The following is a 14793-nucleotide window of genomic DNA, read 5'->3' on the forward strand; positions in this document are numbered from 1 at the left end:
CGTGCGGTCAGGCCTGGGCGGGCGGGGGCTCCTCGGCGGTGCCGCCGGTACCGGCCGAGCCGGTGCCGCGGTTGCCCGCGAAGACGTCCCGCAGCTTGCCGCCGAGGTCGCCGGCGCCGCCCGCGACATCGCGGATCAGGCCCACCAGCGGGTCCTTGGACTCCTTGAAGGACTGCGCGTAGGAGTCCGCCGCCGACTTGAAGCCCTCGCTGACGGAGGTGTCGCCGTCCTGCTCCCGGCGCGGGTAGGCGCCGGCCAGGATCGAGCTGTACTCGTCGCTCTCGGCCCACTTCTTCAGCTTCTGCACCCGCACCGCCACGAACGGGTGGGTCTGCGGCAGCACCTGCAGCAGCTTTATCACGCCGTCCCGCAGGTCGCCGGCCCGCTCGTACTCGTCGGCCTGCTCCAGGAAGGCGTCGGTGTTCATCTCGTGCAGGTGGTGGCCGCCGGCCAGCTTCATCAGCGCGCGCATGGACGCCTGCAGGTCCTGGCCGACCAGCAGCCCGGCCCGGTCGCAGGAGAGCTCGGCCTTGCGGAACCACTCCTTGAGCGCGGTGATGATGCCCAGGATGGCGATGTTGCCCAGCGGGATCCAGGCGATCTTGGTGGCCAGGTTGGTCAGGATCAGCAGCATGGTCCGGTAGACCGCGTGGCCGGACATGGCGTGGCCGACCTCGTGGCCGATGACCGAGCGCATCTCCTCCTCGTCCAGCAGGTCGACCAGACCGGTGGTCACCACGATGACCGGGGTGTCCATGCCGATGCACATGGCGTTGGGCAGCGGGTCCTGGGTGACGTAGAGCGCCGGGACCTTCTCCAGGTCCAGCGTGTACGCGGCGTCCCGCGCCATGTCGAACAGGTGCGAGAACTGACGCTCCGAGGTGCGCACCGCGGAGGCCAGGAACATCAGCCGGACCGCGCGCTCGGAGACCATGCCGCCGAGCTTCTTGAGGATGTCGTCGAAGCCGCTGAGCTTGCGCAGGGCGACCAGCGCGGAGCGGTCCGCGGGGTGCTCCCAGGCGCGGGTGGAGATGCCGGGGAAGCGCTTGCGGGTGCGGCTCGGCACATTGCCGTCGTTGGGTTGGGTCATCTGTTCGGTCCTCCCGGTCGACAGCGGACCCCGGCCTGCCGCCGGGCCCCCGCCGTCCTTTGTCAGTCTGCCTGTCCTGCTGCCGCGCTCGTCCCCACAGCGAAAAGCTCTGCTCGACACACTACGCGCGGGTTCCGACACTGACCGGCGATCCCGCCGACAATTCGCGGAACCGTCCGGTCTAACCTGGGTTGTCCGGCCGTTCCCCCGAGGGAGTCACACCCCATGCGCACCACCACCGCCCTGCAGCAGCTCGCCGCCATCTCCAACGGCGCCGGCCCGGGGATGTTCCTGCGGATCATCGTCATCGCCGCGATCGTCGGCGTCGTCCTGCTCGCCGTCGTCCTGCTCCGCGGCTACCGCCAATAGGCACACAGACAGTCAGACGCGCGCGGACGCCGAGCGGTTGCCTCTGCTGCCACGCACCGGCGGTGCCCGTACCATGAGCACGGTCAAGCAGGCCCCCGTACGCCTCCGAGTCAGAAGGTCCAGCCACCGATGAGCCTCCACGCCGCCGCACCCGCTCTCGCCCTGCTCGCCGAGGGCGACAGCGACCACCACAGCCTCAACCCGATCATCACGGGTGGTGGCGCGCTGCTGATCCTGCTGATCCTGCTGTTCCTGACCACGCGCTTCAACAAGGACCGCTAGCAACTCCGGCGTCCCGGCCCGGCCCCCCGGCGGCCGGGCCGGAGGCCCGTCGCCGAATCACGTAGGGTAATCGCCCATGGAGCAGCGTCAGCCCGGTGACGGACCGGTCAAGAAGCGCCTCGGAGTCATGGGCGGCACCTTCGACCCGGTGCACCACGGCCACCTGGTCGCGGCCAGCGAGGTCGCGAGCCAGTTCCAGCTGGACGAGGTGATCTTCGTTCCCACCGGTGAGCCCTGGCAGAAGGGCGGCCGGCCGGTCTCCCCGGCCGAGGACCGCTATCTGATGACGGTTCTGGCCACCGCCTCCAACCCGCAGTTCTCGGTGAGCCGCATCGACGTCGACCGCAAGGGCCCGACGTACACCACCGACACCCTGCGGGACCTCCGCGCCGAGCACGCGGACGCGGACCTCTTCTTCATCACCGGCGCCGACGCCCTCGAGCAGATCTTCTCCTGGCGGCACGCGGAGCAGCTGTTCGAACTCGCACACTTCATCGGGGTCACTCGTCCGGGGCATACGCTGACGGACCCGGGCCTGCCGGTCGGCGGCGTCTCGCTGGTCGAGGTGCCGGCGCTGGCGATCTCCTCCACCGACTGCCGGCTCCGCGTCGCCCGGGGCGAGCCGGTCTGGTACCTGGTGCCGGACGGCGTGGTGCGCTACATCGACAAGCGACGGCTCTACCTGGACCAGGGGGCGGTGTGACCGGGACCGCGGACGGCAGGCAGCCGCAGCAGCAGGAGTACGACGAGTGGGGCCGCCCGCTGCCGCCCGCCGCCCCCTACGGCGAGGTGCCGCAGCAGTACGGCTACCAGCAGCAGGCCCCGTACGGCTACGACGACTACGGCCGGCCGCTGCAGCAGCCGCAGCCACCGCAGCAGCAGCAGTACTACGCCGAGCCCGGCTACGAGTACCCGCAGCAGCAGCCGTACCAGGAGCCGTACCAGGAGCCGCAGTACGGGCAGCAGCCCTACCAGGACCCGGCGCAGTACTACTACCCGATACCGGAGCAGCAGGCTCCCCCCGTGTACGCGGCCCCGCCCGCCCCCGAGCCCGTCCTCCGGGTCCCGGCGCAGGCCCCCGCGCCGGAGGCCGCGCCCGCCGCCGCGCCGGGCCCGGGCCAGCCCGGTTACGGCACCGAGCAGTTCACCTTCGTCGACGACGCCGAGGAGTCCGCCGACGTCATCGACTGGATGAAGTTCAGCGAGACCCGGGGCGAGCGCCGCGACGAGCGCCGCAAGCGGCTGCGCAACCGGTTCCTGGCCGGGCTGGTGGCGCTGGTGCTGATCGCCGGCGGCACGGCCGGCTACCTGTGGGCGAAGGGCAGCCTCTTCGCTTCCTCGAAGGGCGCCGTCGCCGCGTCGACCAAGCGGACCGTGGTCGCGGTGCACCTGCACGACCTGAACAAGAACATCTACACCGCCCTGCTGGTCTCCAACCCGGGCTCGGGCACCGGCGCCACCGTGCTGGTCCCCGGCGCCCTCGGGGTGCCGACCGAGGGCGGCGGCGCCCCGGTGCCGCTGGGCGCCACCTCCGGCTCCCCGGGCTCCGCGGACGCCCAGGGCAACGCCGCCACCCGGGAGGGCCTGAACACCCTGCTCGGCGCCGACATCACCGCGACCTGGGGCCTCTACACCCCGTTCCTGCAGAAGCTGGTGGACGCCGTCGCGCCGGACGGGCTCACCCTGGACGCCAACACCACCATCACCGTCTCCGGCAAGGCCCTGGTCAAGCCGGGACGGGCGGCCCTGCACGGGGACGCCGTCATCGCCTACGCCACCTACCAGGCCAAGGGCGAGAGCCCGAGCGCCCAGCTGTCCCGCTTCGGACAGGTGCTGCAGGCCCTGGTCACGGCCATGCCGCAGGACCCCTCCACGGCCGCGAGCGACATCACCCAGATGGGAGCGGTGCCCGACCCCTCGCTGCCGGACAGCACGCTGGGCGCGCTGCTGGCGGCCCTCTCCAAGGACGCCAAGGCCGGGAAGTACAGCACCGACACCCTCGCGGTGAAGGGCGACGGCACGCTCGGCCCGGGCGCCGGCGACCTGGTCAAGCGGCTGCTCGGGGGCCAGGTCAGCGACAGCGGCGACACCGCCACGGTGGCCAGGGTCGCGGTCAAGGACGCCACCGGCAGCAGCAACGGCGCCAACCTGGCCGCCGCGGACGTGGTCAACGGCGGGTTCACCCTGGTCCCCGGCACCGCCAAGGCCTCCTCGACCCAGGCGGTCAGCACCGTCGCCTACACCGACGACGCCCGCGCGGCCGACGCCAAGCAGGTGGCCCAGGACCTGGGGCTGCCGGCCTCGGCAGTGAGGAAGGTCACCACGGACCAGTCGGTCGACGTCATGGTGGTGCTCGGGAAGGACTTCAAGGGCTGATTCCCGCTTCCGTAACAACGCCGGAGCGGGTTGTCCGCGGTCCATGAGATCCTGGAGGGTACCTGTGTCCCCCAACCGAGAGCATCCTGTGACCGCGACAGACCGCGCCGTAGAACTTGTCACCACCGCCGCCCAGGCCGCGGCGGACAAGCTGGCCCACAACATCATCGCCTTCGACGTCAGCGACGTGCTCGCGATCACCGACGCCTTCGTGGTGGCCTCCGCGCCCAACGACCGCCAGGTCAAGGCCATCGCCGACGGCATCGAGGAGGCACTGCGGGAGCAGTGCGACGCCAAGCCGGTGCGCCGCGAGGGCGAGCGCGAGGGCCGCTGGATCCTGCTCGACTTCCTCGACATCGTGGTGCACGTCCAGCACTCCGAGGAGCGCTCCTACTACGGCCTGGAGCGGCTCTGGAAGGACTGCCCGGAGATCGACCTGCCCGAGGACGCCAAGGCCAGCCGCAACCGGAGCAGCGAGGACGAGTACATCCGCGAGCCCAACGAGTTCGACCACGTGGAGGCCGTGCTGCAGGCCGAGGCTGATCGGAGCCTGCGCTGAACGGGAGCTCACGCGGTCGGCGGGTCGTCTTCTGGCGGCACGGGCAGACCCCTTGGAACCTGGAGGGCCGCTTCCAGGGCAGCACGGACATCCCGCTGACGGAGACCGGCACCGCCCAGGCCCGCCGCGCGGCCCGGCTGCTCGCCGCGCTCAGCCCGGACGCGGTCGTCGCGTCCGACCTGCAGCGTGCCGCGGACACCGCCGCCGAGCTGGCCGCGGTGACCGGGATCGAGGTGGTCCATGACGCGGGCCTGCGGGAGACCTACGCCGGCTCCTGGCAGGGCCTGACCAACCAGGAGATCCAGGAGCAGTACGCCGAGGAGTACCGCGCCTGGAAGCTCGGCGAACCGGTCCGCAGGGGCGGCGGCGAGCTCGGCACCGAGGTCGCCGACCGGGCGGTCCCGGTGGTCCTGGACGCGGTGAAGAACCTCCCCGACCGGGGGACGCTGGTCGTGGTCAGCCACGGCGGGACGATCAGGATGGCCATCGGCCGGATGCTGGGGCTCGACTCCTACCACTGGGAGGCGCTGGGCGGCCTCTCCAACTGCTGCTGGTCGATCCTGGGCGAGGGCGCCCGCGGCTGGCGGCTGCTGGAACACAACGCGGGGACCCTTCCGGAGCCCGTGATCGGGGACGACACCTGAGCCGACAGGTGGGGTGAAGGGGCCGGATTTCGCAGTTCGGCCCCCCTGCCGCTAAAGTCTTCCTCGTTCGCACCCTAGGAATTCGGTGCCGGACAGCGGGGCTGTAGCTCAGTTGGTAGAGCGCTTGCATGGCATGCAAGAGGTCCGGGGTTCAATTCCCCGTAGCTCCACGCAGGACAACGCAGGACAAGACAATCGGACAGGCACGTGCGGGGCTGTAGCTCAGTTGGTAGAGCGCTTGCATGGCATGCAAGAGGTCCGGGGTTCAATTCCCCGTAGCTCCACAAGTCGGTGGGAAACCCGCCCGATCCCAGTGATCGGGCGGGTTTTTCGTCTACGTTGGAGAGATGGACGATTCTGCGACCGTCGACCCGATCAACCCCTCGGTGCCGCCCTCGGGCACCGGCTGCGTCGAGTGCGAGAGTTCCGGCGGCTGGTGGTTCCACCTCCGCCGCTGCGCCCAGTGCGGGCACATCGGCTGCTGCGACAGCTCGCCCTCGCAGCACGCCAGTGCCCATGCCGGACATGAAGGACACCCGGTGATCCGTAGCTTCGAACCGGGCGAGGAGTGGTTCTGGAGCTACCCGGAGAAGCAGTTCTACGAGGGCGGCCCGGCCCTGGCAGGACCGCAGCACCATCCGGTCGAGCAGCCCACCCCCGGCCCCTCCGGCCGGGTCCCGGCCGATTGGACCGAGCACCTCAACGGCTGAGCCCAGTACCGGCCGTGGGCGGATGGACGTGGTCGACCACCGGCAGCCCGGGGTTGGCCATCAGCCACGCGATCCGCTCACGGCTCTCCTCGTCCATCGGCGTGTAGACCACCATCCGGGCCTCGGGCACCCCGGTGACGCCGAAGTTGGCCGCCGACAGCCGCATCTCGCCCACCGCCGCGTGCCGGAACACCTTCTGCCGGATCGAGAACGCCGCCACGTCCTGCTGCGCCCAGAGCCGGGCGAAATCGGGGCTCGCCGCCAGCAGGTCGCGGATGAAGTCCTCCCAGTACGGCTCGCCCACATGCCGCCCGTAGCCGGCCCTGAGCACGGCGATCATGCGCGGCAGCTCCTGGTCCCGGTTGACGAAGGCGTTGCAGCACTCCGGGAAGGTGGCGGTGGCCCACAGGCTGTTGCGCCGGCCCGGGCCCAGCAGCAGGCCGGGGAACAGGGCCTCGTAGGCGGAGTTCCAGCGCAGGATGTCGTAGCGGGAGTTGCTGACGGCGGTGGGCAGCGGGGACAGCGCGTCCAGGACGCCCTGCAGCTCCGGGACGAACGGGCAGTCGTCGGCCGACTGCTGGAGCGGTTCCAGGCCGGCGAGCCGGAAGAGGTGGGCCATCTCGACGGCGCCCAGCTTGAGGGTGCGCGCGATCGAGGTGATGACCTGCTCGCTGGCGTTGATCGGCCGCCCCTGCTCCAGCCAGGTGTACCAGGTGACCCCGACCCCGGCCAGCTGCGCCACCTCCTCCCGCCGCAGGCCCGGCGTGCGGCGGCGGAGCCCGGGCGGCATGCCGACGTCCTCCGGGGTGACCCTGGCCCGGCGGGCCTTGAGGAACGCGGCGAGCTCGGTCCGCCGCGGCGCGGCCGAGGTCGACCGGGGAGTCTTCGATGCGGCGTCGGTCAGGCTCATGGACCCATGGTGCCGCAGATCCCGAGCGGCTGACAGGTAGTGTCAGTACCAGTATCAGCAGGCTCTAACTACCTGTACCAGCACGGCACCACGATAGTGGCATGGCCGATACCGAGCTCACCCGTCCTGCCCCGACTCCCACCGCTGACACGGCAGTTCACTCCAGCAGCCGCGGTGCGGCACCGCCGTCCGGCGCGGCTGTGCCCATCGCGGGGACGGCCCGTCCCGGGCTGCTGCTCGGACTGATCCTCACCGGCCAGTTCATGGCCGTGCTGGACGTCTTCATCGTCAATGTCGCCGCCCCGGTGATCAGAACCGATCTGCACACCTCGGGCTCCGCGCTGCAGCTGATCATCGCCGGCTACACCATCGCCTACGCGGTGCTGCTGATCACCGGAGCCAGGCTCGGCGAACGGCACGGCTTCAGCCGGGTGTTCCAACTCGGCGTGGCCGGCTTCACCCTGGCCTCGCTCGCCTGCGGGCTCGCCCCGACCGCGGGGGCGCTGATCGGCTTCCGGGTGCTGCAGGGCGTGGGCGCGGCGCTGATGGTGCCGCAGGTGATGAGCCTGATCCAGCGGACCTTCACCGGCGCGGCCCGGCTGCGCGCCCTCGGCGCGTACACCGCGGTGCTGGCCGGGGCCGGGGTGGTCGGCCAGGTGCTGGGCGGGGTGCTGGTCGGCGCCGACCTGTTCGGCTCGGGCTGGCGCCCGGCCTTCCTGGTGAACGTGCCGATCGGCATCGTGCTGCTGCTGGCCGGGCGCAAGCTGCTCCCGGTGCTGCCCGGCAACCGCGGGCGCAGCCTGGACCTGCTCGGCCTGGTGGTGCTGGCCGGGGCGCTGGGCCTGCTGGTGGTGCCGCTGGTGATGGGGCACGAGGAGCACTGGCCGCTCTGGGGCTGGCTGATGCTCGGCGCCAGCGCGCTGCTGTTCGCCCTGTTCGGGCTGGTGGAGCAGCGGATCGCGGCCCGCGGCGGCAGCCCGCTGATCCATGCCCGGGTGCTGCGCGCCCCCGGCCTGCTGACGGCCGGCGGAGCGATCTTCCTGACCATGGCCACCGTCAGCGGCTTCATGTTCGCCATGGCGATGCACGTGCAGGCGGGCCTGGGGCTGACCCCGCTGCGCGCCGGACTGGTCTTCCTGCCGCTGTCGGTGGGCTTCGGGATCTCCGGGATGTACTGGCAGCGGCTGCCCCGGCGGCTGCACGTACCGCTGCCCGCGGTGGCGCTGGCGCTCTGCGGCGTCGGCTACCTCGGCCTCGGCCTGCTGCTCAGGAACGGCAGCGGGGTGGGCTTCGGGGTCGAGGCGCTGATGCTGCCGATCGGCCTGATCGGCGGCTGCGCCTACGGCCCGCTGATGGGCCGGGCGCTGGCCCGGGTCGCCCCGTCCGACGCCTCGGACGCCAGCGGGGTGGTGATCACGATGATCCAGCTCGGCACGGTCCTCGGCGTCGCCACCCTCGGCACCCTGTTCCTCGGCGAGGTCAGCTATCCCGCCCCGTCCCGGGACTCCGGCCACGCCCTGTTCATCACCACCCTCGGCACGCTGGCGGCGCTGCTCTGCGCCGCCCTGCTCGCCGCCCGCACCCGCCGCCTGGCGGCGGCCGGGGCGTAGCCCCGACCGGCCCTCCCACCTGCCCTCCCACCTGCGCGGCGGCGCGGGCGGGAGGGCCGTCAAGTGATTGGTGGGCGGGGTCCCGGGACGTGTAGAGTGGGGCATGTCGCCACGGGGAACCGCAGCGCGGCACGACACATGGGGCTGTAGCTCAGTTGGTAGAGCGCTTGCATGGCATGCAAGAGGTCCGGGGTTCAATTCCCCGTAGCTCCACAGAGCAGTGAGCATCCCGTCCGGTCCCAGCGACCGGGCGGGATCTTCTGCTTTCCGGGGCCATTGCGGAACCGATTCTTCCGCATGCGAAGATTCTCCGATGCGCGCTTCACGGGCCCAGTTGGCCCTCATCTCCCTCGCGGCAGCCCTGGTGGCGGGTGTCGTCGCCTACGGGTCCTCTCACACCGACCGCAGCAAGCCCGTCCCGATCAGCACCCCCTCGCTCAGCCCCGCGCAGCTCAGCGCCGTCAACGCCCGCGTCACTGCCTGGACCGACGGGCCCGCGGGGCAGCACCTGGTGGATCTGTACAAGGCGATGGAAAGCCTCAACGGAGTCACCAGGACCGCCGAGGTGTCGGACGACTGCGACAGCATCACCACCGCGGCCGCCGCAGGGCAGGCCGAGCCGCCGATACCCGACGCCCCTGCCCAGGCCCATTGGGTGCTCGCGCTCCAGGACGCCCGGCGCGGGGCCCTCAGCTGCTCGGCGGGCGCGGAACGGGGAGACGCGAACGCCGTGGCGATCGGGGTCCACTCGATAGGCGAGGGCATGACCGAACTCAACAGCCTCGCCGACCGCCTGGACGTGCTGCAGTCCGCGAAATAGCGGCGCGCAACGCTGCGCCCCCGTGGGGGCGGACGTCGCCCCCGGCGGGGTCAGGGGCGCAGGCGGAGGGCGAGGGCCGGGCACTGGCTGACGGCGCGGCGGGCGCGGTGGGTGAGCCAGGGGGCGATCGGGGTGGTGCCCAGCACGGGGTAGCCGTGCGGGCCGAGGGTGATCAGCTCGGGGGCCAGGGCCGCGCAGAGGCCGTGGCCGTCGCAGCGGGTCCAGTCCACCTCCAGCGTCGGCTCCCGTTCCGCCGCGGCCGGCAGCGCCGAGGCAGCGTCCCCCGGCAGCGGCAGCACGCCGCGGACCGGACGCCCGCAGCCGCGTCCCGACTCGTGGACGGCGAGGTCCTCGGCGAAGACCTCCAGTGCGGAGAGCACGAAGCGGGCCGTGCCGTCCGGGTGGGCGCAGGCGCCCCTGCCGCGGACGGCGGTGATCGTGCGGCGGGCCTGGTCCAGGGCGGAGGGGCCGCCGCCGGCGGTGGCGAGCTGGGCCAGCGCGTCGGCGGTGTCGGGCAGGCCGAGCCGACAGGGTCCGCACTGTCCGGCGGACTCGGCGGCCAGCCAGGCGGTGATCCGGGCCACCTCCCCGAGCGGGCAGGTGTCGGCGGGCAGCGAGGCCACCGCCCCGGCGCCGAGCGTGCCGCCGACCGCCGCGAGCCCGGCCCGGGAGACCGGGGCGTGCGCGGCGTCCTGGGGCCGGAGCCAGGCGCCGTGGTAGCCGCCGACCAGCAGCCCCTGCCCGGGCGCGATGCCGCAGGCGTCCAGCACCTGGCCCAGCGGCGCGCCCGCCGGGACCTCCACCACCAGCGGGGGCAGCCCGGGACGGGTGAGCGTGAGCAGCAGCGTGCCGGGTTCGGCCGGGGTGCCGACCACGGCGTAGGCGTCCGGTCCCAGCCGTGCGGCCACGGCGAGTTGGGCGTAGGTCTCGGCGTTGGAGAGCAGCGTGGGACGGCCGCGCACCCCCGCCGGCCCGCCGTCGGTGGCCCGGGCCCGGCGGGCCGGCGGGACCGCGGGCAGCCCGGAGATGCCGCGAATCAGCGCGCCGGACTCGCCCGAGACAAAGCGCTCGGGCAGGCACACGGCCCTGGTGGGGCAGGGGAGCCGGTAGGCCGAGCCGTTCTGCTCGCGCTCCCGTTCGGCGATGGCCCGGGGGATCGAGGTCTCGCCCGGGCCCCCGGCGGCCACCCCGATCACGATCTCCTCCGCGCCGAAGGCCTCCGCGGCGAGGCAGGCGCCGTCCAGGATCAGGTGCGGGGCGCGGGTGAGCAGCATCCGGTCCTTGGCGCTGGCCGGTTCGCCCTCGGTGGCGTTGACGACCACCACCAGCGGCTGCCGGGTGCGCTCGCCGGTGGCCAGCGCGGCGCGGGCCTTGCGGGCGAAGGGGAAGCCGGCTCCGCCGCGTCCGCGCAGGTCCAGCCGTTCCACCAGGTCGAGCAGCGCGCCGCGGCCGAAGCGGGGAAGCGGGCCGTGCGCGGTGCGGTGGCGGGGCAGGTCGAGCCGGGCGTACTGGTCCAGGCCGGCCGTGAGCCGGGCCGGGCCCAGCCGCAGCACGTCCGGGGCGCTCACCAGCCGCCGCCGTGCTCATGGGCCGAACCCTGGTACTGGACACCGGGGTTGACATACACGCTGCCGATCGGACCGCCCTCGGGGAAGACCGGGACGCCCTGCGGCGGAGTGTCCCAGGTGAGGGCGCTCCAGGCGGTCCAGCTGCCGCTGTCCTCCAGCCAGTCCGGCGCGTAGGCGGGCGCCGGGGCCGGGGCGTAGGGGGTGCCGAACAGGTTGCCGGGGACGGAGAAGCCGTGCGGCGGGGTCTCGGTCAGCGTCGGGTGCGGCCGGGCCTGGCCGTCGCCGGCCCAGGGCGAGGGCGCCGGGTAGCCGTAGGAGCCGTAGGCCGCTTCGGCGTACTGCGGCTGGTAGGGGTACGCGGCGTGCTGGGCGTAGTCGGGCACGTAGTCAGGAACGGGCCCGTAGTCGGGGACCGGCGCCGGTGCGGGCGCCTGGACCTGCACGGGCTCCGCCGGCTCCGCGTAGACCGAGTGCTGCCCGTGGGTGGCCAGCGACAGCGGCTCCTCGGCCGCCCCCTTGGGCGTCCGCGGCCGGTACGCCCGCAGGGTGCGGACGGTGCGCCGCCGGGCGGAGCCGCGGCCGGCCGCGCCGAGCAGTCGGACCAGCAGGGCCAGTCCGACCGCCGCCGCGCACAGCCCGTAGCTCCAGAGCACCCACACCGCCGCGGCCCGACCCGCCGTCAGGCCGTGGGCCAGCGCGATCGGCCAGCAGGCGTAGGCCCCGCTGTGCAGGACCCGCCACAGCCACGGGCGGCGGCTGCCGGCGAACCGGCCGCGGACCGCGCCGGTGGCGGCGGTCAGCACCAGCAGGTCGGCGGCCAGGGTGCCGAGGCCGACCGCGAAGGTCGCCCCGCCGCCGAAGGGCAGCAGCGCGACCAGCGGTGTCGCGTCCTGCTCGGCGACCTTCACCGCGATGTGGGTGGCCAGGAAGCCCAGCGCGGCCACCGAGGTGGCCCGGTGCACCGACTGCATGGCGACCCGGTGACGGGCGCTCAGCACCAGCCGGTCGGTGGCGGCGAGCCCGCAGACCACCGCGGCGGTGAGCGAGAGCAGGGTGAAGACCCCGGCGAAGTAGTCGAGGAAGGCCATGAACCGCCCGGCGGTCCCGGCCACCGCCCCGCTCATGCCGGGGGCGTCCGGGCCCCCGCCGAGCGCCCGGATCGCGGTGGTCCCGATGGTCACGGCGGCGCAGACCATGATCAGGAACAGTGGGAAGGACAGGGAGCGCGGTCGTGCGGTGCGCGTGGTGCGCCGGATGTGCCTGGTACGGGCGGTCATCGTCAGCCTCCGACTCGTCCTGCGTCCCCCGAATCGTGATGTGGCCGTGATGCTAGCGGGACAACGGGGGCCGTCCACCAGGTCCGTGGAAACCCCGTACGGAGATGAGCGACATGACTTACGGTTCGCGCACCCGAACGACTTAGAGGGCCCGGCCATTGGTGGCTGGCGTCGCGTGCCGATGGCCGTCGCCTGGCCGGGTTGTCGTCGGTCGCCAGGGCTCCGCCATGGCTCCCTCCTCCGCCCCGCCCAGACTCGGCCCTCGACCCGCTCCTTCATCCAGCCACCAATGGCCGGGCCCTCTTAGACAACGTCGTCCGCTATTGGACCCGAACTGATGAATATTCAGCTGATGATCCGTCGATCGGCGGCACTCGACCTTCGCCTCACGCTCTGCGCTGCGCATTCTTCACACAAGTGCGCCCCCTTGAGGAGAGGTATCCCATGCGTTCCAGCAGACCCCGTCCCACGCCCCGTTTCGGCCCCAGGGCTGGTACGGCCGCCCTGCTGGCGGCCCCGCTGCTGCTCGGCGGCCTGGTCGCGGGCAGTCCTGCCGGAGCGCAGACACAGCCCGCCCGGGTGGTGCTCCCCGGCACCCAGCCGGCCTGGGCGGCGCCCACCGCCGACCGCGGCGAGGTCGCGGCCTCCGTCCCGGTGACGGTGCGTGTCTATCTGGCGGGCCGGGACCGGGCCGGGCTGGCGGCGCTGGCGACGGCGGTCTCCGATCCGCGATCGGCCTCGCACGGGCACTACCTGACGGCCGCTCAGGTGAAGTCCCGGTTCGGCACCACCGCCGCCCAGACCGCGACCGTCCGCAGCTGGCTCGGCTCGGCCGGGTTCGAGGTCGTCGCCACCACCCCGCACTTCCTCACCGTGCGGGGCGACGCCACGGCCGTCCGCAGGGCGTTCGGCACCCCGCTGCACTCCTACCGCAAGGACGGCCGCACCTACCGCGCCCCGGCCGTCCCGGCCACCGTCCCGGCCTCGGTCGCGGCGGACGTGCTCTCGGTGACCGGCCTGGACAGCTCCCCGCACCTGATGCGGCCGAGCAGCGTCCGCGACGACGCCCCCCGGACCGGCGGCACGGGCCGCCGCGACCTGCTGCCGCCGCCCGGCGCCGCGCTGGCCGTCTCCGGTCCCTTCTCCAGCACCTTCGGGTCCACCCCGGCCACCGGCACCCCCAAGGCGTACGGGCAGGTGCAGCCCTACGCGCTGGCCGGCTACACCGGCGCCCAGCTGCGCCGCGCCTACGGGGTCCCGGCCAACGGGCCGACCGGCGCCGGGGTGACCGTCGCGGTGGTCGACGCCTACGACTCGCCGACCCTGGGCGACGACACCGCCGCCTACTCGGCTGCGCACCACGAACAGCCGTACCGTCCGGGCCAGCTGATCCGGGTCGGCCCGGCCGACTGGAGCCACACCTACGACTACAACCCGGACACCACCCCGGACGGCTGCGGCGCCTCCGGCTGGTACGGCGAGCAGACCCTGGACGTGGAGGCGGTGCACGGCGTCGCCCCGGACGCGAACATCCTCTACTCCGCCGCGTCCGACTGCGGCGACGACGCCTTCACCGACGCGCTGGGCCGGATCGTGGACGGCCGGCTGGCGGACATCGTCAGCAACTCCTGGGGCGAGGCCGAGCAGACCGGCAGCGACCCGGCCGCCGACCCGGTCTACGACGACATCTTCCAGCGCGGCGCGGTCGAGGGCATCGGCTTCTACGTGGCCACCGGCGACGACGGCGACTTCGCCGCCGCGGACGGCGCGGGCAAGCAGGCCCCGATGCCGGCCTCGCTGCCCTGGGTGACGGCGGTCGGCGGCACCTCGCTGGCCACCGACAGGAACGGCGACTACCGCTTCGAGACCGGCTGGGGCACCGACACCTCCCCGCTGTCCAGGGACGGCAAGTCCTGGGGCAGGCTGCCCGGCACCTTCTCCAGCGGCGCGGGCGGCGGCACCAGCGCGCGGGTGCCCGAGCCCGACTACCAGCTGAAGGTGGTGCCCAGCCAGCTGTCCGGCGCCAACGGCGGCCGGAACCGGGTGACCCCGGACGTCGCGGCCGTGGCCGACCCCGGCACCGGCTTCCTGGTCGGCCAGACCCAGACCTGGCTGGACAACAGCGTCCACTACGGCGAGTACCGGATCGGCGGGACCTCGCTGGCCACCCCGGTGTTCTCGGCGATCCAGGCGCTGGCCCAGCAGGCCCAGGGCGGCGCCCCGCTGGGCTTCGCCAACCCGGCGCTGTACCAGCGCTACGGCACCGCGGCCTTCCACGACGTCACCGACACCCCGCTGGGCGCCTCGACCACGCTCGCCATGGTCCGCACCGACTTCCGCAACGGCGTCAACGCCGCCAACGGCCTGAACACCACGCTGCGGACCATGGGGCACGACTCCTCGCTGCAGGCGCTCAAGGGCTACGACAACGTGACCGGTGTGGGCTCGCCCGCGGCCGGCTACCTGGCCTCCTACCCGCCCGTCCCGAAGCCGGCCGAGGGCCCGGCCGCCAAGGGTCCCAAGGGCCCGAAGGGCCTCAGCACCCCGCGCACGCCGTAACCGGGCAGCGGTAGGGAGG

The 14793-nt window shown here is 73.1% G+C and carries 14 protein-coding genes and 3 tRNA genes; 13 read left to right on the forward strand and 4 right to left on the reverse strand.

The window, feature by feature from the left end:
* Nucleotides 1-7: 7 nt before the first annotated feature.
* Complete coding sequence (locus ACEZDG_RS11145; RefSeq protein WP_380506330.1) at nucleotides 8-1090, reverse strand: M48 family metallopeptidase; 1083 nt, start codon at nucleotides 1088-1090, stop codon at nucleotides 8-10.
* A gap of 225 nt (nucleotides 1091-1315) precedes the next feature.
* Here ACEZDG_RS11145 and ACEZDG_RS11150 point away from each other — a divergent pair, with 225 nt between their 5' ends.
* From ACEZDG_RS11150 to ACEZDG_RS11190, 9 genes are all read left to right on the forward strand, one after another.
* Nucleotides 1316-1459 (forward strand): hypothetical protein, encoded by a 144-nt coding sequence (locus ACEZDG_RS11150; protein WP_380506333.1) that lies wholly within the window; start codon nucleotides 1316-1318, stop codon nucleotides 1457-1459.
* Between the two features lie 129 nt (nucleotides 1460-1588).
* On the forward strand, nucleotides 1589-1741 hold the full coding sequence (locus tag ACEZDG_RS11155) for a hypothetical protein (RefSeq protein ID WP_380506335.1): 153 nt from the start codon (nucleotides 1589-1591) through the stop codon (nucleotides 1739-1741).
* 76 nt (nucleotides 1742-1817) lie between these two features.
* On the forward strand, nucleotides 1818-2444 hold the full coding sequence (gene nadD, locus ACEZDG_RS11160) for a nicotinate-nucleotide adenylyltransferase (RefSeq protein WP_380506338.1): 627 nt from the start codon (nucleotides 1818-1820) through the stop codon (nucleotides 2442-2444).
* On the forward strand, nucleotides 2441-4117 hold the full coding sequence (locus tag ACEZDG_RS11165) for a LytR C-terminal domain-containing protein (protein ID WP_380506340.1): 1677 nt from the start codon (nucleotides 2441-2443) through the stop codon (nucleotides 4115-4117). The genes nadD and ACEZDG_RS11165 overlap by 4 nt, the downstream gene beginning before the upstream one ends.
* An 88-nt stretch (nucleotides 4118-4205) precedes the next feature.
* Entirely contained in the window at nucleotides 4206-4676 is a 471-nt protein-coding gene (gene rsfS, locus ACEZDG_RS11170) for a ribosome silencing factor (protein WP_380506342.1), read from the forward strand.
* The gene (locus ACEZDG_RS11175) at nucleotides 4673-5320 is read left to right on the forward strand and encodes a histidine phosphatase family protein (RefSeq protein WP_380506930.1); all 648 of its coding nucleotides are present in this window, start codon (nucleotides 4673-4675) and stop codon (nucleotides 5318-5320) included. The genes rsfS and ACEZDG_RS11175 overlap by 4 nt, the downstream gene beginning before the upstream one ends.
* A gap of 97 nt (nucleotides 5321-5417) precedes the next feature.
* Nucleotides 5418-5490 (forward strand) — tRNA-Ala (locus ACEZDG_RS11180).
* 41 nt (nucleotides 5491-5531) lie between these two features.
* Nucleotides 5532-5604, forward strand: a tRNA-Ala gene (locus tag ACEZDG_RS11185).
* Nucleotides 5605-5667: 63 nt separating this feature from the next.
* Nucleotides 5668-6030: a UBP-type zinc finger domain-containing protein gene (locus tag ACEZDG_RS11190; RefSeq protein ID WP_380506344.1), complete on the forward strand. Its 363-nt coding sequence runs from the start codon at nucleotides 5668-5670 to the stop codon at nucleotides 6028-6030.
* On the opposite strand, the gene ACEZDG_RS11195 is transcribed toward ACEZDG_RS11190, so the two are convergent.
* Entirely contained in the window at nucleotides 6020-6940 is a 921-nt protein-coding gene (locus ACEZDG_RS11195) for a helix-turn-helix transcriptional regulator (protein ID WP_380506347.1), read from the reverse strand. The two genes, ACEZDG_RS11190 and ACEZDG_RS11195, sit on opposite strands and share 11 nt — an antisense overlap.
* Before the next feature lie 101 nt (nucleotides 6941-7041).
* On the opposite strand from ACEZDG_RS11195, the gene ACEZDG_RS11200 reads away from it, so the two are divergent.
* From ACEZDG_RS11200 to ACEZDG_RS11210, 3 genes are all read left to right on the forward strand, one after another.
* Nucleotides 7042-8550: an MFS transporter gene (locus tag ACEZDG_RS11200; RefSeq protein WP_380506349.1), complete on the forward strand. Its 1509-nt coding sequence runs from the start codon at nucleotides 7042-7044 to the stop codon at nucleotides 8548-8550.
* A 140-nt stretch (nucleotides 8551-8690) separates the two neighbouring features.
* Nucleotides 8691-8763: transfer RNA gene (locus tag ACEZDG_RS11205), tRNA-Ala, on the forward strand.
* 100 nt (nucleotides 8764-8863) lie between these two features.
* Nucleotides 8864-9370: a hypothetical protein gene (locus tag ACEZDG_RS11210; protein ID WP_380506352.1), complete on the forward strand. Its 507-nt coding sequence runs from the start codon at nucleotides 8864-8866 to the stop codon at nucleotides 9368-9370.
* A 50-nt stretch (nucleotides 9371-9420) separates the two neighbouring features.
* On the opposite strand, the gene ACEZDG_RS11215 is transcribed toward ACEZDG_RS11210, so the two are convergent.
* Together ACEZDG_RS11215 and ACEZDG_RS11220 are read right to left on the reverse strand one after the other, a co-directional pair.
* Nucleotides 9421-10938, reverse strand: coding sequence for an NADH-ubiquinone oxidoreductase-F iron-sulfur binding region domain-containing protein (locus ACEZDG_RS11215; RefSeq protein WP_380506355.1), 1518 nt, complete (start codon nucleotides 10936-10938; stop codon nucleotides 9421-9423).
* Complete coding sequence (locus tag ACEZDG_RS11220) at nucleotides 10935-12215, reverse strand: hypothetical protein (RefSeq protein WP_380506358.1); 1281 nt, start codon at nucleotides 12213-12215, stop codon at nucleotides 10935-10937. Before ACEZDG_RS11220 ends, ACEZDG_RS11215 begins: the two co-directional genes overlap by 4 nt.
* A gap of 444 nt (nucleotides 12216-12659) precedes the next feature.
* On the opposite strand from ACEZDG_RS11220, the gene ACEZDG_RS11225 reads away from it, so the two are divergent.
* Entirely contained in the window at nucleotides 12660-14774 is a 2115-nt protein-coding gene (locus ACEZDG_RS11225) for a S53 family peptidase (protein WP_380506360.1), read from the forward strand.
* Nucleotides 14775-14793 lie beyond the last annotated feature (19 nt).

This window comes from Streptacidiphilus alkalitolerans (assembly GCF_042511045.1).
Lineage (GTDB): Bacteria > Actinomycetota > Actinomycetes > Streptomycetales > Streptomycetaceae > Streptacidiphilus > Streptacidiphilus alkalitolerans.

Bases quoted from the DNA above. Each gene is read 5' to 3' on its own strand.
- ACEZDG_RS11145 (WP_380506330.1), bottom strand. From the start codon at position 1,090: ATGACCCAACCCAACGACGGCAATGTGCCGAGCCGCACCCGCAAGCGC.
- ACEZDG_RS11150 (WP_380506333.1), top strand. From the start codon at position 1,316: ATGCGCACCACCACCGCCCTGCAGCAGCTCGCCGCCATCTCCAACGGC.
- ACEZDG_RS11155 (WP_380506335.1), top strand. From the start codon at position 1,589: ATGAGCCTCCACGCCGCCGCACCCGCTCTCGCCCTGCTCGCCGAGGGC.
- nadD (WP_380506338.1), top strand. From the start codon at position 1,818: ATGGAGCAGCGTCAGCCCGGTGACGGACCGGTCAAGAAGCGCCTCGGA.
- ACEZDG_RS11190 (WP_380506344.1), top strand. From the start codon at position 5,668: ATGGACGATTCTGCGACCGTCGACCCGATCAACCCCTCGGTGCCGCCC.
- ACEZDG_RS11195 (WP_380506347.1), bottom strand. From the start codon at position 6,940: ATGAGCCTGACCGACGCCGCATCGAAGACTCCCCGGTCGACCTCGGCC.
- ACEZDG_RS11200 (WP_380506349.1), top strand. From the start codon at position 7,042: ATGGCCGATACCGAGCTCACCCGTCCTGCCCCGACTCCCACCGCTGAC.
- ACEZDG_RS11210 (WP_380506352.1), top strand. From the start codon at position 8,864: ATGCGCGCTTCACGGGCCCAGTTGGCCCTCATCTCCCTCGCGGCAGCC.
- ACEZDG_RS11220 (WP_380506358.1), bottom strand. From the start codon at position 12,215: ATGACCGCCCGTACCAGGCACATCCGGCGCACCACGCGCACCGCACGA.
- ACEZDG_RS11225 (WP_380506360.1), top strand. From the start codon at position 12,660: ATGCGTTCCAGCAGACCCCGTCCCACGCCCCGTTTCGGCCCCAGGGCT.